This window comes from Anoxybacillus tengchongensis, from assembly GCF_014201585.1.
Lineage (GTDB): Bacteria > Bacillota > Bacilli > Bacillales > Anoxybacillaceae > Anoxybacillus > Anoxybacillus tengchongensis.
On the sequence record NZ_JACHES010000013.1, the window covers coordinates 26043 to 47790 of the forward strand.

Annotated in this window: 21 protein-coding genes and 1 riboswitch; of the genes, 13 read left to right on the forward strand and 8 right to left on the reverse strand. The window is 40.5% G+C overall.

Features of this window, described 5'->3' with window-relative positions; translation table 11 throughout:
• Positions 1-101: 101 nt before the first annotated feature.
• Positions 102-575, reverse strand: coding sequence for an S-ribosylhomocysteine lyase (locus HNQ82_RS12535; RefSeq protein ID WP_055440163.1), 474 nt, complete (start codon positions 573-575; stop codon positions 102-104).
• A gap of 129 nt (positions 576-704) precedes the next feature.
• Here HNQ82_RS12535 and yidD point away from each other — a divergent pair, with 129 nt between their 5' ends.
• The 8 genes from yidD to HNQ82_RS12575 all read left to right on the forward strand — a co-directional run bounded on the left by yidD (position 705) and on the right by HNQ82_RS12575 (position 9940).
• On the forward strand, positions 705-929 hold the full coding sequence (gene yidD, locus HNQ82_RS12540; RefSeq protein WP_032100458.1) for a membrane protein insertion efficiency factor YidD: 225 nt from the start codon (positions 705-707) through the stop codon (positions 927-929).
• 75 nt (positions 930-1004) lie between these two features.
• On the forward strand, positions 1005-2189 hold the full coding sequence (locus HNQ82_RS12545) for a GTP-binding protein (RefSeq protein ID WP_183250063.1): 1185 nt from the start codon (positions 1005-1007) through the stop codon (positions 2187-2189).
• Between the two features lie 94 nt (positions 2190-2283).
• On the forward strand, positions 2284-3285 hold the full coding sequence (locus HNQ82_RS12550) for a metal ABC transporter substrate-binding protein (protein WP_183250065.1): 1002 nt from the start codon (positions 2284-2286) through the stop codon (positions 3283-3285).
• Between the two features lie 97 nt (positions 3286-3382).
• A complete protein-coding gene (locus HNQ82_RS12555; protein WP_183250107.1) occupies positions 3383-4711 on the forward strand; it encodes a cytochrome ubiquinol oxidase subunit I in 1329 nt (442 codons plus the stop codon).
• Between the two features lie 14 nt (positions 4712-4725).
• Positions 4726-5763, forward strand: coding sequence for a cytochrome d ubiquinol oxidase subunit II (locus tag HNQ82_RS12560; protein ID WP_183250067.1), 1038 nt, complete (start codon positions 4726-4728; stop codon positions 5761-5763).
• A gap of 93 nt (positions 5764-5856) precedes the next feature.
• Positions 5857-6057: riboswitch (cobalamin riboswitch) on the forward strand.
• Between the two features lie 109 nt (positions 6058-6166).
• Positions 6167-8446, forward strand: a complete 2280-nt coding sequence (locus HNQ82_RS12565; RefSeq protein WP_183250069.1) for a ribonucleoside-diphosphate reductase subunit alpha — start codon at positions 6167-6169, stop codon at positions 8444-8446.
• 11 nt (positions 8447-8457) lie between these two features.
• Positions 8458-8949: a flavodoxin domain-containing protein gene (locus HNQ82_RS12570; protein WP_183250071.1), complete on the forward strand. Its 492-nt coding sequence runs from the start codon at positions 8458-8460 to the stop codon at positions 8947-8949.
• Positions 8903-9940: a ribonucleotide-diphosphate reductase subunit beta gene (locus HNQ82_RS12575; RefSeq protein WP_183250073.1), complete on the forward strand. Its 1038-nt coding sequence runs from the start codon at positions 8903-8905 to the stop codon at positions 9938-9940. The genes HNQ82_RS12570 and HNQ82_RS12575 overlap by 47 nt, the downstream gene beginning before the upstream one ends.
• Positions 9941-9952: 12 nt before the next feature.
• On the opposite strand, the gene HNQ82_RS12580 is transcribed toward HNQ82_RS12575, so the two are convergent.
• Together HNQ82_RS12580 and HNQ82_RS12585 are read right to left on the reverse strand one after the other, a co-directional pair.
• Positions 9953-10405, reverse strand: a complete 453-nt coding sequence (locus HNQ82_RS12580) for a diverged REC-like domain-containing protein (protein ID WP_183250075.1) — start codon at positions 10403-10405, stop codon at positions 9953-9955.
• Entirely contained in the window at positions 10402-10692 is a 291-nt protein-coding gene (locus HNQ82_RS12585; RefSeq protein ID WP_183250077.1) for a DUF2325 domain-containing protein, read from the reverse strand. Before HNQ82_RS12585 ends, HNQ82_RS12580 begins: the two co-directional genes overlap by 4 nt.
• Before the next feature lie 175 nt (positions 10693-10867).
• On the opposite strand from HNQ82_RS12585, the gene HNQ82_RS12590 reads away from it, so the two are divergent.
• The 3 genes from HNQ82_RS12590 (at position 10868) to cydB (ending at position 13571) form a co-directional block, all read left to right on the forward strand.
• Positions 10868-11023, forward strand: coding sequence for a DUF1540 domain-containing protein (locus HNQ82_RS12590; RefSeq protein ID WP_072242634.1), 156 nt, complete (start codon positions 10868-10870; stop codon positions 11021-11023).
• A gap of 180 nt (positions 11024-11203) precedes the next feature.
• Positions 11204-12553 carry a cytochrome ubiquinol oxidase subunit I gene (locus tag HNQ82_RS12595; RefSeq protein WP_183250079.1) on the forward strand — a complete coding sequence of 450 codons (1350 nt, stop codon included), beginning with the start codon at positions 11204-11206 and terminating at the stop codon, positions 12551-12553.
• The gene (cydB, locus tag HNQ82_RS12600; protein WP_183250081.1) at positions 12543-13571 is read left to right on the forward strand and encodes a cytochrome d ubiquinol oxidase subunit II; all 1029 of its coding nucleotides are present in this window, start codon (positions 12543-12545) and stop codon (positions 13569-13571) included. Before HNQ82_RS12595 ends, cydB begins: the two co-directional genes overlap by 11 nt.
• A 20-nt stretch (positions 13572-13591) precedes the next feature.
• Here the strand turns inward: cydB and HNQ82_RS12605 are convergent, their stop codons facing one another.
• From HNQ82_RS12605 to HNQ82_RS12625, 5 genes are read right to left on the reverse strand one after another with little or no spacing between them, the layout of a single operon-like run.
• Positions 13592-15022, reverse strand: a complete 1431-nt coding sequence (locus HNQ82_RS12605; RefSeq protein ID WP_183250083.1) for an o-succinylbenzoate--CoA ligase — start codon at positions 15020-15022, stop codon at positions 13592-13594.
• A gap of 57 nt (positions 15023-15079) precedes the next feature.
• Complete coding sequence (gene menB / locus HNQ82_RS12610; protein ID WP_032100470.1) at positions 15080-15898, reverse strand: 1,4-dihydroxy-2-naphthoyl-CoA synthase; 819 nt, start codon at positions 15896-15898, stop codon at positions 15080-15082.
• Positions 15888-16715 (reverse strand): 2-succinyl-6-hydroxy-2,4-cyclohexadiene-1-carboxylate synthase, encoded by an 828-nt coding sequence (gene menH / locus HNQ82_RS12615; RefSeq protein WP_183250085.1) that lies wholly within the window; start codon positions 16713-16715, stop codon positions 15888-15890. The genes menB and menH overlap by 11 nt, the downstream gene beginning before the upstream one ends.
• Before the next feature lie 2 nt (positions 16716-16717).
• Positions 16718-18451 carry a 2-succinyl-5-enolpyruvyl-6-hydroxy-3-cyclohexene-1-carboxylic-acid synthase gene (menD, locus tag HNQ82_RS12620; protein WP_183250087.1) on the reverse strand — a complete coding sequence of 578 codons (1734 nt, stop codon included), beginning with the start codon at positions 18449-18451 and terminating at the stop codon, positions 16718-16720.
• On the reverse strand, positions 18448-19803 hold the full coding sequence (locus tag HNQ82_RS12625; protein WP_183250089.1) for an isochorismate synthase: 1356 nt from the start codon (positions 19801-19803) through the stop codon (positions 18448-18450). The genes menD and HNQ82_RS12625 overlap by 4 nt, the downstream gene beginning before the upstream one ends.
• A gap of 157 nt (positions 19804-19960) precedes the next feature.
• Here HNQ82_RS12625 and HNQ82_RS12630 point away from each other — a divergent pair, with 157 nt between their 5' ends.
• Together HNQ82_RS12630 and HNQ82_RS12635 are read left to right on the forward strand one after the other, a co-directional pair.
• Positions 19961-20896, forward strand: coding sequence for a 1,4-dihydroxy-2-naphthoate polyprenyltransferase (locus HNQ82_RS12630; protein WP_183250091.1), 936 nt, complete (start codon positions 19961-19963; stop codon positions 20894-20896).
• Positions 20897-20979: 83 nt separating this feature from the next.
• Complete coding sequence (locus HNQ82_RS12635; RefSeq protein ID WP_425486271.1) at positions 20980-21714, forward strand: yteA family sporulation protein; 735 nt, start codon at positions 20980-20982, stop codon at positions 21712-21714.
• Positions 21715-21748 lie beyond the last annotated feature (34 nt).

Genomic DNA, 21748 nt, shown 5'->3' on the forward strand with positions numbered 1-21748 from the left:
TAAACTTTCCCCTTCTTCATTGTAGCAAACAAAAAAATTTTTGGAAAATGAAACGTACTGTATTATTTTATAAAAAAGCTCAGGAAAAAATCCTGAACTTTTTAACCGAACACTTTTTTCAATTCTTCTTTTGGCTGCGATAGCCAATAGCGCATAAGCCGTTTGGCTCCTTCTAAATCATGCAATTTCGCTTGACCGCACTCTTTTTCTGTTGCGGCTGGCACTTCTGTAACCATCGATGCCTCGTTCATTGTCGCCTCAAGCAAGTCAATAATTTCTTCGACTGTTGGTGTACCACTAACAACTAAATAATAACCTGTTTGACATCCCATTGGGGAAATGTCGATAATATCGAAATGATCATATTTTTCGGCATGCTTACGAATGTGCACCGCTAACAAATGCTCAAGCGTATGAATGGCTGCTGGCTGCATTGCTTCTTTATTTGGCTGACAAAAGCGAATATCAAATTTATTCACAACACCGTCACTGCCGACTTGATGGACACCACAATGGCGAACGTACGGTGCCTTGACCGCACAATGGTCCAGCTCAAAGCTTTCTACTGAAGGCATATGTCCCACCTCTTTTTTAATTGTTACGTTTTTATCATACACAAAAGTCCGACTTTTTTCATCTTTTTTTGTTGGAATGGATTTATACATCTATGTTACAATAAGAAAAAATAGGGGGAGGTGTATGATATGAAGCATATATTCATTTTACTCATTCGCTTTTATCAACGATTTATTTCCCCTTTAAAACCGCCAACATGCCGCTTTTATCCAACTTGTTCTCATTATGGATTAGAAGCTATTCGTCGCTTCGGTGCGCTTAAAGGAGGCTATTTAACAATAAAACGCATTTTAAAATGCCATCCGTTTCATCCCGGTGGATTTGATCCTGTACCAGAGAAAGAGGAAAAATAATTGCCCTTTCTCTTCTTTTTCGGTATGATAAACGATGTAAATCGTAATAATTACGTTTTAAGAAAGGAGAATAATATGATGAAAGTTCCTGTCACCGTATTAAGTGGGTATTTAGGCTCTGGGAAAACAACGTTGCTTAATCATATTTTAAACAATCGGGAAGGATTAAAAATTGCTGTCATCGTCAATGACATGAGCGAGGTCAATATTGATGCCGAACTCATTCAACAAGGTGGCTTTTCACGCACCGAAGAAAAACTTGTACAAATTCAAAACGGCTGTATTTGCTGTACATTGCGGGAAGATTTAATGAAAGAAGTTGAAAAACTTGTTGATGCAGGAAATATTGATTATATCGTTATCGAATCATCCGGTATTAGCGAACCGATTCCTGTCGCTCAAACGTTTACTTACATTGACGAAGAGTTCGGGATCGACTTAACGTCAAAATGTCGATTAGATACGATGGTGACTGTCGTAGATGCTAATCGTTTTTGGCATGATTTCGCTTCAGGTGAAACGTTATTGGATCGTAAACAAGCGATCGATGAAACGGATACACGCGAAGTCGTTGATCTATTAATTGATCAAATTGAATTTGCGAACGTGCTTATTTTAAATAAAATCGATTGTATTTCAAAAGAAGATGCAGACGAATTAGAAACTCTTTTGCGCAAATTAAATCCAGAAGCGAAAATCATTCGGACGACATATGGAAAAGTAGCGCTCCATGATATTTTAAATACGCGCTTATTTGACTTTGAAAAAGCAAGTCAATCGGCTGGATGGATCAAAGAACTAAATGAAGAACATACACCAGAGACAGAGGAATATGGCATTTCTTCTTTTGTATATCGCCGCCGTCGACCGTTTCACCCTGAGCGTTTGATGCATTGGCTTGAACATTGGCCTGTGGAAGTCGTTCGTGCAAAAGGCTTTTTCTGGCTCGCTTCGCGCAACAATATGTGTGGACTTCTTTCGCAAGCTGGACCGTCCATTATGATTCAGGGGGCTGGCGAATGGATTGCGACATATCCTCCACATGAACGTGAACGCATTTTGCAAGAAGAGCAAGAATTGCGCGCAAAATGGGACGATACGTATGGTGACCGCATGACGGAACTCGTGTTTATCGGTATCGATATGGATGAACAAGAAATTTCTTCTTCACTCGATACATGCTTGTTAACGGATGAAGAAATGGACAAAGATTGGTCAACATTTGTCGACCCGCTTCCGCCATTTGTTAGTTTTTCATAGTTTTCAAATCGTAACGATTACGATATAATAAGACGAGAGAAAAGGATGTTTTCTGTTTTTCAGAGACATCCTTCTTTTTGGAAGGAGGAAAAAAATGAGGTTGAACATCATTTTATCAATCATTCTTACGATCACACTAACATTATTTGGATGTAATAAACAAGAACAACTAGCGCCGTCAACGACCGAGAAAACAAACAACAAACTTATCATTTATACAACTGTATACCCACTTCAAGATTTTGCTCAAAAAATCGGCGGCGAGCACGTTCAAGTGGAAAGCGTATACCCTCCTGGTGTCGATGTTCACACATATGAACCGACAGCAAAAACGATGCAACAAATCGCAGATGCTGACGCTTTCATTTACATCGGTCAAGGTATGGAAGGATTTGTTGAACGCATCGTCAAAACGCTAGAAAATGAGCGAGTCAAGTTCATGGAAGCAACCGCAGGAATGGATTTACTTCGATCCAATCATACTCATGAAGATGAGCATGCTCACGAAAACGAACATGCGCATGAAGATGAACATGCGCATGAAGATGAACAAAAAGACGAACATGATCACGGAAATGTAGATCCTCACATTTGGCTGGATCCGATTTATTCCATTCAAATGGCTGAAACAATTAAACAAACACTAATAGAACTAAAACCTGAGGCGAAACAAGATTTTGAACAAAACTTTGCTTCGTTAAAACAGCAGCTTGAACAGCTCGATAGCCAGTTTCAACAATTGATAAAAGACGCGAAAACAAAAGAAATTCTTGTTGCTCATGCCGCATACGGCTATTGGGAAAAACGATACGGCTTAAAACAAATAAGTGTAACGGGGCTATCACCAACAAACGAACCGTCACAAAAACAACTTGCTTCAATCATTCAAACAGCAAAAGAGCATGACATACGCTATATCTTTTTTGAACAAAACGTGACATCCAAAATTGCTGAAGTTGTAAAAAATGAAATTGGGGCTGATGTGCTTATTCTTCACAACTTAGAAGCTCGTACAAATAATGATATTGCAAACAACAAAGATTACTTTGCAATTATGAATGACAATATATCCGCATTAAAAAAAGCACTACAATAAGCGATCGTAACGGTCGCTTATTTTTTTTTGCATATTTTTTCTCTTTTCACATCAAACTATGAAACGACAATGTATGGAAAGGAATGAACATTTCGGTATGGATCACGTATTAACAGCAAGAACGCTCTTTGGCACAACGATGGCGTTTCACATTATTTTTGCGACGCTCGGAGTTGGTATTCCGCTTATGATTTTATTAGCTGAGTTGCTATATCAAAAAACAAAAGACAATGACTATGCACTCATGGCAAATCGTTGGACGAAAGCGCTCGCCATTTTGCTTGGCGTAGCAATCCCGTCTGGAACGATTGCGGGCGTACAGCTTTCTCTTTTATGGCCAGGGTTTATGGAAGTGATCGGAAAAGTGATGGCACTCCCATTTCAAATTGAGATTTATGCGTTTTTCGTTGAAGCGTTGTTTTTATCCATTTACGTATATGCCGCTAACCGCATTTCTCCAACGATGCGCATCGTGAGCTTGGCGTTTGTTGCCATTGGGGCAGCCGCTTCTGCCATTTTAATTACGAACGTACATGCCTTTGAAGGTACGCCGACAGGCTTTCGGATCGAAAATGGACAAATTGTCGACGTCGACCCATGGAAGGCGTTTTTTAATCCGAGCTTCGCAGTTACAGCTACACACGTTGTTTTATCAGCTTATATGACCGGAGCTTTTACGATTGCTTCCATCGCTGCCTATAAGATGTTGAAAAATAAACATAACGAGCGCATTCAGCTTTTTCATAAAAAAGCACTGATGCTCGGGCTAACAGTCGGCGGTGTGTTTTCTCTATTAACGGCGATCAACGGACATGAATCAGCGCAACTCCTTCATGAGTATCAACCTGAAAAATTAGCCGCTGCCGAAGGATTGTTTGAAACACAGTCGCACGCCCCCCTCGTTATCGGTGGTTTTACAGATCGCGAAACACAAACGGTAAAATGGGGCATTGAAATTCCGTGGCTGCTTAGCTTTTTAGCTGGTAATCGATTCGATACCGTCGTTGTCGGGTTAAATGATTTCCCTGAAGAATGGTGGCCTCCGTTATTCGTCCATACACTTTTTAACGCAATGGTCGGGATTGGCATGTTTCTGCTCCTTCTTTCGATCGTCGGATTCATTTGGCATCGAGTAAAAAAACAACACATATTTCCGAACTGGTTTATGTGGACGATCGTTACCGCCGGTCCCCTCTCCCTTCTCGGCATTGAATTTGGTTGGATTTTTGCTTGCACAGGCAGGCAACCGTGGGTTATTTATCGCATGATGACAACTGCAGAAGCTGTGACTCAATCAACAAATTTAGGAACACTTTTTCTTTTATTTACGTCCATTTACGTATTTTTACTTGTAGCCGTCGTGCTCGTCTTACGTTCGTACTTCCGCCGTCATCCGATTGAACAACATTTATCTACACACATGTAGAAAGGAGCAAGATGATGACAGATGAATTAATTGCTATTTCGATTTTATGGGGATTTATTTTTATTTACGCCGTCATGGCGACGATGGACTTTGGAGCTGGTTTTTGGTCGATGGTATATATGAACCGCCCTCAAACGAAAGCGACGAAAATTGCCAATCGATATTTGTCGCCGACATGGGAAGTGACAAATGTATTTATCGTCGCGATCGTCGTGGCGCTCGTTAGCTTTTTTCCAGGAGCAACGTTTATGCTCGGCACGATTTTACTCATTCCTGGAAGCATCATTTTACTTTTGCTCACTATTCGCAGTGCGTTTCTCGTTTTTTCACACGTTGCTCCTAAGTATGAAAAAGTGCTCGTTTACATTTCTGGTATAAGCGGTTTGCTTATTCCAGCCTTTTTAATTAGCGTCTTACCCATTACACATGGATCTTTCGTTGAAACGGTTAATAGCGTCAGTCACCTTCGTCTAGACCGTCTATTTACAAGCCCACACGAATATGCATTCATTGCCTTTGCTATAACAAGCACACTTTTTCTTTCTTCACTTTTATTGGCGGATTACTCGAACGAAGCAAATGAAACCGAAGCCTATGCAATTTATCGTCGCGATGCGCTCATTATCGGGCCATTTGCTCTCCTCTCTTCAATTTTAATTATGATCACGATGCGAAGCGAAGCGCGTTGGTTGTATGATGGGATGATTGCGTATTGGCCATGGCTTGCCGCTTCTGTCGCACTATTTCTCGCGGCTGGTTTAGCTCTTTTTCTTCCTTCATGGAAAAAGAAAAACGGACGTGGAATGCCCCGCCTTGCAGTTGTAGCAATTGTATTACAATATTTTTGTGCAAGTTACGCATATGGAAAAGCTCATTTACCATACATGATTTATCCAGATATAACAATCGAGTCTGGATTTACACATCCGAATACGTTTCGCGCCCTTTTCGTGACGTATATTGTCGGCTTTGCAATTTTATTTCCAGGTTTCATTTATTTTTGGCGACTGTTTATGAAAGATCGGCGCTACTTAGCAAATGATGAAAAATAATGATTGCAAATGTTGAAATTTTTCGTTATAGTTTTAAACGTAAACCTTTTTTATACAATATATTGTGATAAAAAAACAAAAAGTAACTATATATTGAAACCAGCAAGTGAAGGTGTCCCAATGGACTTAATAGGGAATCTGGTGCGAATCCAGAGCTGTCCCCGCAACTGTGTGCGCAGACGAAATGGAAACAACACCACTGTATACGTCAGCTGTTTGTGGCACGTATATGGGAAGGAATCCAAAGTAGGAAGAAGCGCAAGTCAGGAGACCTGCCTTCCTTGTATCGTTTCATATTCTTCGGGGATTGAGAAGATGAAACGATGGTGAAAGCACGCCTTTTTCCATCGTTTCATCCGCTCAACTAGGGCGGATTTTTATTTTTTAGGGGAAGGGATGTTGGATGATGCACATAAAAGAGCAGCAGGAAGTAAATGAAGAGACGATTCGAACTTTGTTATTTCATATTTTCAAAGACTTTCCACACTTATCAAGCGAGCGATACGTTGAACGTACCGTACGCTCGCTTGTCCACACGCGAAATTACAACGACATAATAAATAAACTTATTTTAAATGCGCTTGACGAAATTACCGTGGAGCAACCTGATTGGACGTTTGTTGCAGCACGTCTTTATTTACAACAATTATACAATGAAGCTGCTATAAATCGCGGCTACGATCGATTCGAAACATATGGCTACTTTTATGAGTTGCAAACACAGCTCGTCGATCTCGGCATTTACGATCCTTTTGTACTTGAACGGTATACGAAAGAGGAACTACAAGAAGCAGGGACATGGATCGATCCGAAAAAAGACGAGCAATTTACATACATCGGGTTAAAAACACTTGTTGATCGTTATTTAGCAAAAGGTTATAGCGGTGAAATTTACGAACTGCCTCAAGAGCGTTTTTTAACCATCGCGTTAACATTAATGGCACATGAACAGCCAACGAAACGAATGGCGCTCGCTAAAGAAGCGTATTGGGCATTATCCAATCAATATATGACGGTGGCTACACCAACATACGCAAACGCAGGAAAATCATACGGACAGTTATCCAGTTGTTTTATTGATACGGTAGATGACAGTTTAATCGGTATTTATGAATCGAATACAGACATCGCTCGTTTATCTAAAGGCGGTGGCGGAATTGGTGTATATTTAGGAAAAATTCGCGCGCGTAACTCGGATATTAAAGGTTTTAAAGGGGTATCGTCTGGCGTCATTCCATGGATGCGCCAATTAAACAATACGGCTGTATCGGTGGACCAACTTGGTACACGTCAAGGGTCTATCGCTGTATATTTAGACGTTTGGCATAAAGATATTTTCTCTTTTTTAGATGCCAAATTAAACAACGGGGATGAACGTCAAAAATGCCACGACTTATTTTATGGCGTCTGCATTCCTGACTTATTTATGGAACAAGTCGAAAAACGCGGGGATTGGTATTTATTTGATCCACACGAAGTGAAAATGGTGATGGGTTGGAAAGATAAAAATGGCAATCCGTTAGGTCTTGAAGATTTTTACGATGAACAAAGAGGACGTGGTTCCTTCCGCGAAAAATATGAGGAGTGCGTCAATCATCCACAATTAACGAAAGAGCGCGTTCCTGCGATTGAAGTGATGAAACGAATTATGAAATCTCAATTAGAGACAGGAACACCTTATATGTTTTATCGCGATGAAGCGAACCGAATGAATCCAAACAAACATGCAGGCATGATTTATTCGAGCAATTTATGTACAGAAATTATGCAAAATATGAGTCCAACAACCGTCACAAAAGAATATACACAAGATGGCGAAATTATTATCCATAAAAAACCTGGCGATTTTGTTGTCTGCAACTTATCTAGTATTCATCTTGCTCGCGCGGTTCAAGACGGTGTACTCGAACGACTCATTCCGATTCAAGTGCGCATGTTAGATAACGTGATCGACTTAAACGAACATCGAATTGAAGTGTTGCAAGCGGTGATGACAAATAAAAAATATCGCGCCATCGGTTTAGGGGCGTTTTCTTGGCATCATTTATTAGCGTTAAAAGGGATCAAATGGAATAGCGAAGAAAGTGTTCATCTTGCGGATCAATTGTTTGAAAAAATCGCTTATTTAACGATTCAAGCAAGCATGGAATTGGCAAAAGAAAAAGGAGCCTATCCAGCTTTTGAGGGATCTGATTGGCATACAGGAACATATTTTGAGCTTCGCGGTTATCATTCGCATGATGATTTAGACTGGGATGGTTTAAAACAACAAGTGATGAAGCATGGTATTCGTAACGGTTATTTAATGGCTCCTGCGCCAAATGCTTCGACTTCCGTTTTAGCCAATGGAACAGCGTCATGCGACCCTGTATTCAATCGTTTATATTTTGAGGAAAAGAAAAATTACAAGATTCCTGTGACTGTACCAGATTTAAATGCAAAAACATTTTGGTTTTACGAAAATGCCTATGAAGTCGATCAAAAAATGAGCATTCGTCAGAACGCAGCAAGACAAAAACATGTCGATCAGTCTTTAAGCTTTAATCTTTATGTCTATAACACCATTAAAGCAAAAGATTTGTTAGATTTGCACTTAACGGCATGGAAAGAGCGTTTAAAATCAACGTATTACGTTCGCAGTACCGCCGTAACAATTGAAGAATGCGACGTTTGCTCATCGTAGGGGGAAAAATTATGAACGTTCTCATTTGCTATACATCGAAAACAGGAAACACGAAAGAAGTCGCCTTGTTGATTGAGGAAGCTTTTCATTCACATGGACATGCCGTGAAAACGATGAATATTGACCATGTTTTTGCTATCGAATCACTCATCCATGAAGCGCATCTCCTTCTATTCGGTTCGTATACATGGGGAAATGGACAACTTCCACATGAAATGAGGAGAATGCTTCGTTTTCTTATTAAAGAACGAAAACTTACTCTGCCTCCTGTTGCGCTATTTGGTACAGGAGATCAAATGTGGCCATATTATTGCCGTGCAGTTGATGAAATGGCATACCATTTACGAAAAGTCACACCAGTGCTCGGCATGCTAAAAATTGAGCAATCGCCACGCGGACATCAACAACATTTGCCGGCTTTGTTCGTACAACGACTACTAGAGGAGGTCGAACGTTTTGTTATTGACGAAAGTAAAGTTGTTGGAACCGTCGCATCCAAATAAAGCAACAAGCATTATCAATGGAAAAGCAAGCGGCATTTTAAACTGGAATGATATTAAGTATAGTCACTTTTATGACATATATAAAATGCTGCTAGCAAACTTTTGGACACCATTTGAAATTAACATGTCTGACGATATTAAACAATGGCACGCGTTAAGCGAGCGAGAGCGCGATGCGTTTTTACACATTATCGGCCTGCTTTCAATTTTAGACTCTGTTCAACCGAACTTTATTGGAGCGATGAAAGAATATATTACTGATCCGAGCGTCAAAGCTATTTTTTCGATTATCGAACAGCAAGAAGTGGTCCATAATCAATCATACTCGTACGTCCTTGCTTCGATCGAAAAATTATCCGAGCAACATCGCGCTTTTGAAATGGCACGTACGAATCCGCACATTTATAAACGAAATGAGCACGTGATTCGCGTATATGAAGCATTTCGTGAACAACCGACTATTGAAACATTTTGCCGAGCCCTCGTCGCTTCACTCGTATTAGAAGGAATTAATTTTTACTCTGGTTTCGCCTTTTTTTACAATTTAGCCCGAAATCAAAAAATGTTAAAAACATCAACAATGATTAGTTATATTAATAAAGATGAGCTATGCCATAGCTACTTTATTTCTCAACTCGTACGCGCTGTCCTATGGGAAAATCCACATATTGATGAAGATGGAGCGTTTTCTGCGTGGATATATGAGTATATCGATGAAGCGATTCGTTACGAAATAGAATGGTCACGCTTTGTGTTGCGCGATATGGATGGCATTGATGTCATTGAAATGGAAAAATATATTGAATATCTTGGAAATAAGCGGTTGCGTATGCTCGGCTTAGATGATCGATACGATGCAGATGAAAATAGCATGCCTTGGATTCGTGTCTTTAGTGATGAAAATGTGAACTTAGGCAAAACGGACTTTTTCGAAGCACGTCCACGTTCATATACAAAAACGACAGATATTAATGGATTTGATGAATTGTAAAAACCGGGTGAATCACCCGGTTTTTTTACAATATGTTTCACTTGCAAACGTAACATACGATAAACGGTTTTTCATTATATGATATATTCGTACTGTTTTCGGTTTTTGACCGAAATGATTTTCAAATTGTTGGAATGCATCGAACAAAGAAATACGATCAACAACAAAAACGTCCATACATAACGGTGCAACTCCTATGTGAGACGTACATGATGCGGTAATAAAGGCATCACGAGCATCTAATATGTGAACAAAGGACTGATCGTTCGCAACGAAACGAAGCAAGTAATCTGTCATTTGTGCAATCGTTTTATAATATGTAACGGGAGAATCAAAAGAAGCGATCGAAAACGATGATGTTGCCCGTTCAATTCCTTTTAGCAACGTAAGCGATGAACGATGAGGTGAACATATGCTGTAATGATAAGCTAACACTTCATTCAAAAACGATTGCCACAATGTCATCTCACTTCCCCCATTTGCTGAATGACGGATTGGATGGAACTCCATGAACGTTTCACAAAATAAATTGGCTTATGTTGGTCTTTTGCTTTTTGTTTAATGACTTTGGCTAAATTATGGTTAATATAATCCGTCATAACAAATACAATATCAACGTGCTCAGGAATTTGTCGTTTCACCATATTCACTTTCCTGCCATCTAAATGAATAATCTCCTTAAATCCTGAGTTTTTTAATTTATCGGTAATGTTTCCTAAATGATCTGCTCCAACAACTAATAATGATGACATGTAACTCCCTCCAAATTTTTTGTTTTATATTCCATAATCTCATTCTAATTGAGAATGATTATCTATGTCAATATTTAATGATAAAAATTCTCAATAATGTTGTTCATTTTTTCATGTTATGTCTTGCCAATGTTTTGTCTACACTAACATCAGCATAAAGAAAGGGGGGATAATCGTGGCTAAAGATGTACTTTGTGAAGTGCAAAACTGTCAGTTTTGGTCGCAAGGCAACCGATGTAGTGCAGACGCCATCTACGTTGTAAGTCATGCAGGCTCAACAGCGACAAGTTCGACAGAGACAGACTGTAAAACGTTCCAACCGAGCGAATAAACAATATACCCCTTGTATCGAGCAAGGGGTTTCCATCTTTATTACGTTAAAAACTATGTATAGACACATTTTTTTTAAAATATCGCCACAGTTTCGCAACATTTCTCTCACCTCTTCTTCACGTGTTAGCGTTACTCTTATACATATATAAAATATATTTCGAATGTTGGAGGGAGACTTATGAGCGACGTGCTTTTGCTTAGCCGTTTTCAATTTGCGATTACGGTTTTTTATCATTTCTTATTTGTTCCGTTAACCATTGGGCTTATTGTCTTAATTGCATGGATGGAAACACAACATGTGCGAACAAAAAACCCACTTTATCGACAAATGGCAGACTTTTGGGGGAAACTATTTGCCATTAACTTCGTTCTCGGTGTAGTTACAGGTATCACGATGGAATTTCAATTTGGGACAAACTGGTCTGAGTATTCGAAATATATGGGGGACATTTTCGGCTCTCCTCTCGCTATTGAAGCGCTCGTTGCTTTCTTTTTAGAATCAACATTTATGGGTATTTGGCTGTTCGGAAAGGATAAAATTTCACCGAAGCTTCGTGCATTTTCTATTTGGATGGTTGCGCTCGGTACAAATATTTCAGCACTTTGGATTATTACAGCAAACGGCTTTATGCAAAATCCAGTTGGGTATATTGAAAGAAACGGACGTATCGAACTACAAAACTTTTGGGAAGTTGTAACAAACCCATATGCTTGGCATATGTTTGTACACACTGTTGTCAGCTGTTATATCGTTGGAGCGTTTTTTGTCATGGCGGTTAGTGCATGGCATTTATTACGTAAACAACATGTCGAGTTTTTCAAAAAATCGTTTAAATATGGCCTCATTTTAGGACTAATCGCAGCAACAGCGACACCGTTTATTGGTCATAAATCAGCGTCGTTTGCAGCAAAAATGCAACCAGCTAAAGGGGCTGCACTTGAAGCAGTTTGGGAAACAAAAGAAAGTTTACCATTTCACATTATTCAAATTCCAGACCCAGAAAATGAGCGAAATATCGTTGAATTTTTAACGATCCCAAAACTCGGCAGTTATTTTTATACACATTCTTTTGATGGAAAAGTCGTTGGATTCGATCAAATTCCAAAAGATGAACGTCCAAATGTCAATATCGTCTTCTATTCGTTTCGTTTAATGGTCGCGCTCGGTTTATATTTTGTCGCTCTATTTTGGTACGGATTTTACTTATATCGCAAAAATAAACTATTGGAATCACGACGTTTCTTAAAACTTGTGATGTATTCTGTGTTACTGCCGTATGTGGCTATTAATGCTGGATGGGTTGTTGCCGAAGTTGGTCGCCAACCTTGGACAGTGTACGGATTAATGCGCACAGCTGAGGCGGTATCACCAATTTCACTTTCGCAAATCATTTTCTCACTTGTTAGCCTCGTGTTGTTTTATACCATTTTACTTATTGCTGACGTGTACTTAATGTTAAAGTATGCGAAAAAAGGACCATACACATCCACAGCTACGAAAGGTGGGGAAGTTCAACATGTCTCATGAAACAGTGGCGATCATTTGGTTTGGTCTATGGGGACTCATTTGGACGGTATACTTCGTTTTAGATGGATATACACTAGGCACCGGGATGTTGTTTCCGTTTTTAGCGAAAAATCGACAAGAGCGAAATCAACTACAAGAAGCTGTCGGACCGTTTTGGGGTGGCAATGAAGTATGGTTAATCACAGCCGGCGGAGCTACATTTGCTGCCTTTCCAGCCGTTTATGCAGATTTATTTAGCTTCTTATATACGCCAATGATGCTTATTTTATTCGCGCTGTTTTTCCGCGCTGCTGGATTGGAATTTATGCATAAAGACGATTCACCGATTTGGCAAAAAAGCTGGAAATGGGCATTTACAATTAGCAGTTTTGCTTTAGCACTTTTATTTGGCGTTGCGTTTGCGAATTTGTTTTACGGTTTAAAAATTGGTCCGTCCGGATATGAAGGAACGTTTTTTAGCTTGCTTCATCCGTACGGTCTATTAGGCGGATTGGTGTTCATGAGTTTATTTATCGTCTCTGGTGCTCTATGGGTAATGCTGAAAACCGTTGGAGAGGTAGCGGAACGGGCATATACAGTCGCGCGCCCATCTGCTGTTGTTGCGGTTGTCACACTATCTATTTTCTTTGTTGCAACAAGTAATCGCACATCACTACTGAACAATTTCACAAAATTCCCTATTCTTTGGATCATCCCAGCGCTTGCTTTCGTATGTGCATTACTTATGTTATTGTTCGTTTGGCAAAAACGTATTGGACTTGCGTTTACAAACATTTGTTTGACAATTTTCACACTTATGGCAACTGGTTTTATCGGCATGTTCCCAAATATGCTTCCTTCGCGCATCAACGATGAATATAGCACAACGCTTTTTGAAGCGGCAGGAAGCGAATTGAACTTAAAAATTATGCTCGGCGTCGCTATTGTCATGGTACCGATCGTCGTAGGCTATCAACTTTGGAGCTATAAACTGTTCAAAGAAAAAATTACGAAAGAAACAGCAAAAGGATATCAATAAATTAAGAAAGAGGAGGCTTTTTACGCCTCCTCGATCCATTTTTTTAGCTTATGGCGCATCAGTTTGTTTGTAGCATTGCGCGGCAAATGGTCAACGATATAAATTCGCTTTGGAACTTTATATTTAGCTAATTTACTCATACAAAACAACTTTAATTGTTCTTCCGTTGCTATTTGATCATGTAATACAACAAACGCATATGGTACTTGTCCCCATGTTTCATCAGCAACTCCAATGACGCCTGCTTCTTTTACTGCCCTATGTTCCAAAAGTACCGACTCAATTTCAGCAGGATATATATTTTCTCCGCCAGAAATAATTAAATCTGAACGACGGTCAAGAACATATAAAAATCCTTCTTCGTCCATATATCCAATGTCTCCAGTATATAACCAACCATCTTTTAAAACCGCATTCGTTTCCTTTTCGTTTTGCCAATACCCTTTCATAACACTCGGGCCTTTTACAACAATCTCTCCTACTTCATTTGCATTCATTTGGTGCTCATCTTTTTCAATGCGAATGCTCATATGAAACAGCGGTTTTCCTGCTGAACCATGTTTATGACGAGCATCTGGAGGCAATGTAGCCACTTGAGAAGCGGTTTCTGTCATACCATACGTTTGATATACAGGTATATTCCAATCGACACATGATTGTAATAATGGCTGAGAAACAGGTCCTCCTCCCACGAGCATACAACGAAATGACGAAGGATACGGCTCTTTTAGTTGTTGAATCATTTGTTGCACCATTGTGCTGACAGCGGACATCATCGTAATTTTCCCTTGGTAAATCAGTTCATTAACGCGTTTCGCATCAAACGATGGCATAATATAAATCCTCATGCCGTAAATGACACTCCGCATTAAAATCGACAAACCACTCACATGAAAAAATGGAACGGCCGCAAGCCAACAATCATCTTCACGCAATCCAAGGTTTAAAGCAGAACCAATTGCACCCCACCAATGATTTCCATACGTTTGCATAACACCTTTTGGTTTTCCTGTCGTCCCTGATGTATACATGATGGTTGCTACATCATCAAGATTGTACATCGTTTGCCATTCTCCATCTCGTTCATCGAACCTCATAAATTCGTTCCATTCAATTGCTCGTTCATCCGGAAACGACTCATCACAAATGACGAAACGTGCTCCGCTATGTTCTAGTTGCCACTTCACTTCTTCAACAGATAAACGTACATTTTGTAACAAAACAATTGCACCAATATAATGAAGAGCGTGAATAACTTCGACCATATGTACACTATTTTTCATCAAAACGGCTACAACGTCTCCTTTTTTTACACCAAGATATGCAAATTGCCTTGCTCGTTTTACCGTCCGCTCATGAAGCTCAGCAAATGAAATCTCTTGCGTATCATCGTATAGCGCCACGCGATCCGGAGTTAAATATGCACGTTGACGTAACCAATTTGGGATCATCTTCACACCACCTTCAAAAAAACAGCTTGATGTGCATACATCAAGCTGTTTTTATTTTTACGGAAAACGCGGGAACTGCTTGAAGTCCGGTTTCCGTTTTTCTTTAAATGCATCGCGTCCTTCTTTTGCCTCATCTGTCGTATAGTAAAGAAGCGTCGCATCTCCGGCTAGTTGTTGAATGCCTGCCAATCCGTCTGTATCTGCATTAAACGCAGCTTTTAAGAAACGAATAGCTGTCGGGCTTTTTTCTAAAATTTCTTCCGCCCATTTCACCGTTTCTTCCTCTAACTGTTCAAGCGGAACAACTTTATTGACTAATCCCATTTCTAACGCTTCTTGTGCATTGTATTGACGACATAAATACCAAATTTCGCGCGCCTTTTTATGACCGACAATACGCGCTAAATAACCAGCACCGTACCCACCATCAAAGCTGCCCACTTTCGGTCCTGTTTGTCCAAAAATCGCGTTGTCTGCTGCAATCGTTAAATCACATACGACATGCAACACATGGCCGCCACCAATCGCATAACCTGCAACCATCGCAATGACAGGCTTCGGAATAACACGAATTAAACGTTGCAAGTCTAATACGTTTAAGCGTGGGATTTGATCTTCGCCAACATATCCACCATGTCCACGCACTTTTTGGTCGCCACCCGAGCAAAACGCTTTACCGCCTGCCCCTGTTAAAATGATGACGCCAATATTTGCATCGTCACGCGCGTATGCAAACGCATCAATTAATTCCATTACTGTTTTTGGACGAAATGCATTATGTACTTCAGGACGATTAATTGTAATTTTTGCAATGCCATTGTACGTTTCGTACAAAATATCTTCATATTCCCTCTCTTTTACCCATTCAATCGCCATGCAATGAACCTCCTTTTAGAACAAATTGTTGAACAAGCGTACCAAATCGCTCACGTTGCTCCATATGCACAACGTGCCCGGCATGCGGAACGGTGATAAGCGTTCCGTTTGGTAATAATTGTACCATTTCTGACGCAATTCGACAAAACTTTTCATCATCTTCTCCACAAATCAACAATGTCGGCATATTTAACTGATGCAATGCCTCCCACCAAGAAGGTTGTGCGCCTGTCCCCATGCCACGCAAACTATTGGCTAATCCAATAGCTGTATGTTGTAATCGTTCTTCTCGCAACCTTTGTTGCACATCTTTTGGCAATCGTTGAAGCGAAGAAAATAAAGGGATTTTCTCCCATTTATCAACAAACGATGCAACCCCATGTTGTTCAATAAACTGCGCTAATCGTTCATCTTCTTCCCGACGTTTCACTCGTTCTTCTTCCGTCCGTAAACCCGGAGAGCTACTTTCCAATATGAGCGTTTGAACGTACTGTGGATAGCGAATCGCAAATGTCAGCGCAAGTCGTCCCCCCATGGAATATCCTAATATGTGCGCTTTTTTTATTTCTAATTGCTTAAATAACGTAACAATATCTTGAGCAACGATCTCGATGTCATATCGCTGCACATCTGAAGGGGCATCCGTTTGTCCGTGACCAAGAATATCAACAGCGATGCATTGCATATGTTGGCTCCAAGTCGACATAAACGAATGCCACGTTTGACAGCTGCCCGTAAATCCGTGTAGTAACAACAGCGGTTGCCCGTTTCCGCACATTTCCACATAATACGTTTGCCCTTGAACGACAAGCCTCATGCTTATTCCCCTTTATTCAACAAGTTGGACATTTCCTGGGAAACATCTTTCCACAATTTCCGATGAATTTTGACATTATATTCACGTGATATCGGAACTTCAATAACGTTTAATGTTGGTCGGGCTAGGGCGTCTATCATCGCAAAACGAAATTGCTCCCACGTTTCTACTTTTTCGTAATGTCCATCATACATATTTACGACATGCTCAAACGATAAATCGGTCGGCGTACCAAATAATCGTTCAAAATGTTTTGGTTCATTCGCTTGTGGCAAGAACGAAAAAATGCCCCCACCGTTATTGTTTAGCACGATGATGGTCGCATGCAGCTTTTGTAATTTTGCTGCCAACAAACCATTTAAATCGTGATAAAATGACAAGTCACCGATAACTAACACAAGTGGTTGAGCAACGTAGCTTGCCCCTAGAGCGCTTGATACAACTCCGTCAATCCCGTTTGCCCCACGATTCGCTAATAAACGAATGCGTTTATGGGAGGACATAAAAAACGTATCCGCATCACGAATAGGCATACTATTGCCAACATAAAGCGTCGCTTCATCCGGTAATATGTGGGCAAGCTCGATAAATACTTTCCCTTCAAACATCTCTTTCTCATCTTTTGCTTGTAGCAATATTTGTTTCGCATGCTCATTCATTTGCTTCCATTGGCTTACCCATTGTGACGAACGAGTAGCAGTAGAAGCGCGTTTAGCTAACTCATGACAAAATTGCACCTCGTTCGCCTCAACGAGCGCATGAAGCGATAATGTCGGATCGCGCCATTGTCCAGCTTCATCGACAACAATTTGTTTCACTTGTTTATGATGCTGCAACCAGAGATAAAGCGATTTGGATATAGGCATCGCTCCGAAGCGAACAACGACATCCGGAACAAATTGATTCGCAAACATTTCATTTTTTAACATCGCATCATACGATTCAATAATAACTTGTTTCTCATGTGTACCTGTACGCAATGGAGAAAGAGGATCTGCTAAAATAGGATATTGCAATGCTTCTGCTAACCTCACAACTGCGTCAGAAAACCCTTCGATATGCAAATCTCCACATATAATGATCCCTTTTTCGACACCGCTCAATTCCGCATACAACTCGTCAATCATTTCTTCACAAAGATGTTTGTTTCCTTTATACACGATGCGAGCTGGAAGAGATGGCGAAAACAGCGATTCGTTGATATTTGGAACGAGCGGTTCACGCAACGGAACGTTAATATGCACCGGTCCTTTTGGAACAGACGATGCAACGGATACAGCGCGAGCGGCAACCATCTCTGCATAACGAAGCATCCGCTCGTTTCCTTCTGGAAGCGCCATATCAACAAACCATTTTACATATGAACCGTATATATGCAGCTGATCAATTGCTTGCGGAGCACCGACATCACGCAGTTCATGAGGTCGGTCGGCCGTAATAACAACGAGCGGAACACGTGCATAATAAGCTTCAACGATTGCTGGATAGTAATTAGCTACTGCTGTTCCTGATGTACAAACAAGAGCAACCGGATTTCTAGAAGCTTTCGCCATACCTAACGCAAAAAAAGCCGCAGAACGTTCGTCAATATGAACATGAATATTTAGCATCGGATGTTCAGCCATCACCATTGCAAGAGGGGTAGAGCGAGATCCAGGACTAATCACAACTTGTTGAACGCCCATATGAGCTAACTGGTTAACAAATGCTCCAACATATGCGGTCATTTCATTCATTCTCGTCCCCCCTCTAACGCTAATAACATCGGCTTGAACTTTACATTCGTTTCCTCGTATTCGCTATGTGGATCAGAATGAGCAACAATGCCACATCCAGCAAACAAATGTGCTTCGTTGTCTCCAAGCAATGCAGAACGAATCGCTACCGCAAACTCTCCATTTCCATTCGCATCAACCCAACCGATTGGAGCGGCGTACCATCCACGATCAAGTGGCTCAATCTCCCGAATCGTCTGTACCGCCTTTTCTTTCGGAAATCCCCCGAGTGCAGGGGTTGGATGAAGGCGTTCAACGAGTGAGAAAATCGAGATCCCTTCTCTCGTTTTTGCCTGAACAGGTGTATATAAATGTTGAATATGTCTCATTTTTAAAAGGGTCGGTTCACTCGGAACGACGACTTCGGTACATACCTCATTCATCGCTCGTTCAATCATGTCAACAACAAATGCATGCTCGCGACGATTTTTATCGTCTTGAAGTAACCAACGTCCGAGTTCTTCATCTTCTTTAATTGTACGTCCACGACGAATCGATCCGGCCAGACAAGCTGTTTCACACACGCGCCCGTTCTTTCTCACAAGTTGCTCTGGGGAAGCCCCAATGAAGCAAGTAGAGCCATTTTCAAAAGCAAAAATGTAGCTCATCGGTTGTTGCTCACGTAAAGCACGTAACACATGAGAACGATCAACTTGATGAGAAAAAGAAAGAAATAATTCGCGTGCTAAAACGACCTTTTCAATCGCTTTATTTTGAATGAGATCCGTTGCATAATGAACAGCACGAATCCATTGGTCACGTGCGACTTCTTCTTTTTTGACGACGTAAGCGTGATGCCATTCCCCCTCATCACGTATGTGAAATAAGGAATCGATCATTTCTTCAAGCCGATCGAGCGATTCATGAACAACATTGACTGTTAACCATGTGTCATCTCGCTGCTTTGTTAACAAGAATGTAGGTACAACAAATTGGGCAGCAGGATATTCACTCCAATGTTCATCCGATCGTTTTAGCGGGTCAAAGGCAAATCCTCCAAACATCAGTGGCCCTTGACCTTCGATGAAAGCGCCTTCTACAATTTGTTTCCATTCTCGTTCGACTTCACGAAATCGCTTTTTCGTCTTTTCTTCGCTTTTTATAACGTGCGCATGACCTAGTCCAACGAACGTTTGTTCTTGAAAGTAATCTGACCAATAAAAACGTTGTCCATGAAATAACGTTTCACCCGCAGCGAAAAAATCAAGCGGATCGATTTGCTCCATTTTTATGGTGACACTAACCATATGCTGTTTTTTCTTCAATACATCACGCAATTGGTCAATAACTTTGTTTTGATATAAAGTAACCACCTTTTATCACGCCTATACTTAAACTTTTTGTCCCTTTTTCATTATAATATTGTTTTTTAGAGATAGGAAACAATTTATATTGTCAAGACATTGACACATTTTCCCCACTTCCCTAAACTTATTGTGAACGACATTTTACTTAAAGGAGAAGAATAGTATGCCGACACCAGTACGTTCAAATACTCAAACGGTTCATTATAAACGAGACTGGCGTGTTTGGTGGCGATTATTGCGTCCACATACGCTTACTGCAGCGTTCGTTCCTGTGTCCATTGGTACTGTGCTTGCAGTAGATGAAACGCCAATTCACTTCCCCTTATTTTTTGCCATGCTCGTAGCTTCATTATTTATCCAAGCGGCGACAAATATGTTTAATGAATATTACGACTATAAACGTGGACTAGATACACCTGAATCCGTCGGAATCGGTGGAGCGATTGTCCGTGATGGCATCTCTCCAAAAACGGTCTTACTACTTGCTTGGTCTTTTTTCGCTATTGCTATGCTACTTGGTGTTTATATTTGCGTTCATAGCAGTTGGTGGCTCGCTGTGATCGGCACTATTTGTATGGCAGCAGGATATTTTTACACAGGGGGACCCGTTCCGATCGCATATACCCCGTTTGGTGAATTGGCAGCCGGCTTTTTCATGGGGCTTACCATTATTTTAATTTCGTTTTTTATTCAAACAGGTACAATTACATCAACGCCTATTCTTGTTTCTGTTCCCATCTCTATTCTAGTCGGCGCTATTTTATTAGCCAATAACATTCGCGACTTAGAGGGGGACAAAAAAAGTGGTCGAAAAACGTTAGCCATTTTACTCGGTAGAAAACGGGCCATTTCGTTATTAGGTGGCATGTTTGTCACATCATTTTTATGGGTTGTATTGCTTGTTTTCGCTAAAACGATTTCGCCATGGACATTGCTCGTATTTTTAAGTGTTCCAAAAGCATGGCAAGCAACAAAAGGATTCATCGGAAAAACAAGACCAATCGACATGATGCCAGCAATGAAAGCAACAGCTCAAACGAACACGCAGTTTGGATTTTTACTCGTTGCCGGTCTATTTATTCATTATTGGATGCAATAATTGTTAAGAAAAACCATAGCCTTGGTGCTATGGTTTTTTCTTTTTAGTTCATACTATGCATAGTCGAATATAAAGGAGGGGTTATATTGGTAAACTTATCAGATTGGCGTGAACGGCTATTACAAGAAAAGCAGCAAATCATGCAACGGTTAAAACAAAATGACCATTTCGGTCTCACGCGAACATCTGCCCATGACTCAGTTGGGGAGCTTTCAAACTATGACAATCACCCTGCCGACAGCGGAACAGAACTATATGAACGGGAAAAAGATATTGCTTTAAATGAACATACAGAAAGAGAGCTTCACGATATTGAACGTGCGCTACAAGCGATGGAAAATGGGACGTACGGAATTTGCCAAATATGTGGAGAAGCAATCCCTCTCGAACGTCTTGAGGCCATTCCAACAACAATGTTTTGTAAACAGCATAGTGCGGATCAAGTTGTTTCACAACAGCGTCCAATTGAAGAGAGTGTTTTGTCTCCTCCATTTGGTGAATTTGTCGTTCATGAAGATATAGAAACATTTGATGCTGAAGATAGCTGGCAAAAGGTCGCTCGTTTCGGTACATCAGAAACACCTTCAGATGTTCAAGAAGATACGGTACATTATGATCGAATGTATATCGATGCCGGCGAACAAATCGGTTACGTCGAACCGCTTGAAACATTTGCAGCAACAGATCTCTACGGCACAGGTATTACAATTTATCCAAACATTATTCATGAACAATATGAACAAATGCTCGATGACGAACAATTAATGTCTCCGCTTGGTGATCTTCCAGCTTACGAAAAAGATCCTTATACTTCATAAGAAAGTCCTGTGAGCATATGCTTACAGGACTAAC

Bases quoted from the DNA above. Each gene is read 5' to 3' on its own strand.
- HNQ82_RS12535 (WP_055440163.1), bottom strand. From the start codon at position 575: ATGCCTTCAGTAGAAAGCTTTGAGCTGGACCATTGTGCGGTCAAGGCA.
- yidD (WP_032100458.1), top strand. From the start codon at position 705: ATGAAGCATATATTCATTTTACTCATTCGCTTTTATCAACGATTTATT.
- HNQ82_RS12545 (WP_183250063.1), top strand. From the start codon at position 1,005: ATGATGAAAGTTCCTGTCACCGTATTAAGTGGGTATTTAGGCTCTGGG.
- HNQ82_RS12550 (WP_183250065.1), top strand. From the start codon at position 2,284: ATGAGGTTGAACATCATTTTATCAATCATTCTTACGATCACACTAACA.
- HNQ82_RS12555 (WP_183250107.1), top strand. From the start codon at position 3,383: ATGGATCACGTATTAACAGCAAGAACGCTCTTTGGCACAACGATGGCG.
- HNQ82_RS12560 (WP_183250067.1), top strand. From the start codon at position 4,726: ATGACAGATGAATTAATTGCTATTTCGATTTTATGGGGATTTATTTTT.
- HNQ82_RS12565 (WP_183250069.1), top strand. From the start codon at position 6,167: ATGATGCACATAAAAGAGCAGCAGGAAGTAAATGAAGAGACGATTCGA.
- HNQ82_RS12570 (WP_183250071.1), top strand. From the start codon at position 8,458: ATGAACGTTCTCATTTGCTATACATCGAAAACAGGAAACACGAAAGAA.
- HNQ82_RS12580 (WP_183250075.1), bottom strand. From the start codon at position 10,405: ATGACATTGTGGCAATCGTTTTTGAATGAAGTGTTAGCTTATCATTAC.
- HNQ82_RS12585 (WP_183250077.1), bottom strand. From the start codon at position 10,692: ATGTCATCATTATTAGTTGTTGGAGCAGATCATTTAGGAAACATTACC.
- HNQ82_RS12595 (WP_183250079.1), top strand. From the start codon at position 11,204: ATGAGCGACGTGCTTTTGCTTAGCCGTTTTCAATTTGCGATTACGGTT.
- cydB (WP_183250081.1), top strand. From the start codon at position 12,543: ATGTCTCATGAAACAGTGGCGATCATTTGGTTTGGTCTATGGGGACTC.
- HNQ82_RS12605 (WP_183250083.1), bottom strand. From the start codon at position 15,022: ATGATCCCAAATTGGTTACGTCAACGTGCATATTTAACTCCGGATCGC.
- menB (WP_032100470.1), bottom strand. From the start codon at position 15,898: ATGGCGATTGAATGGGTAAAAGAGAGGGAATATGAAGATATTTTGTAC.
- menH (WP_183250085.1), bottom strand. From the start codon at position 16,715: ATGAGGCTTGTCGTTCAAGGGCAAACGTATTATGTGGAAATGTGCGGA.
- menD (WP_183250087.1), bottom strand. From the start codon at position 18,451: ATGAATGAAATGACCGCATATGTTGGAGCATTTGTTAACCAGTTAGCT.
- HNQ82_RS12630 (WP_183250091.1), top strand. From the start codon at position 19,961: ATGCCGACACCAGTACGTTCAAATACTCAAACGGTTCATTATAAACGA.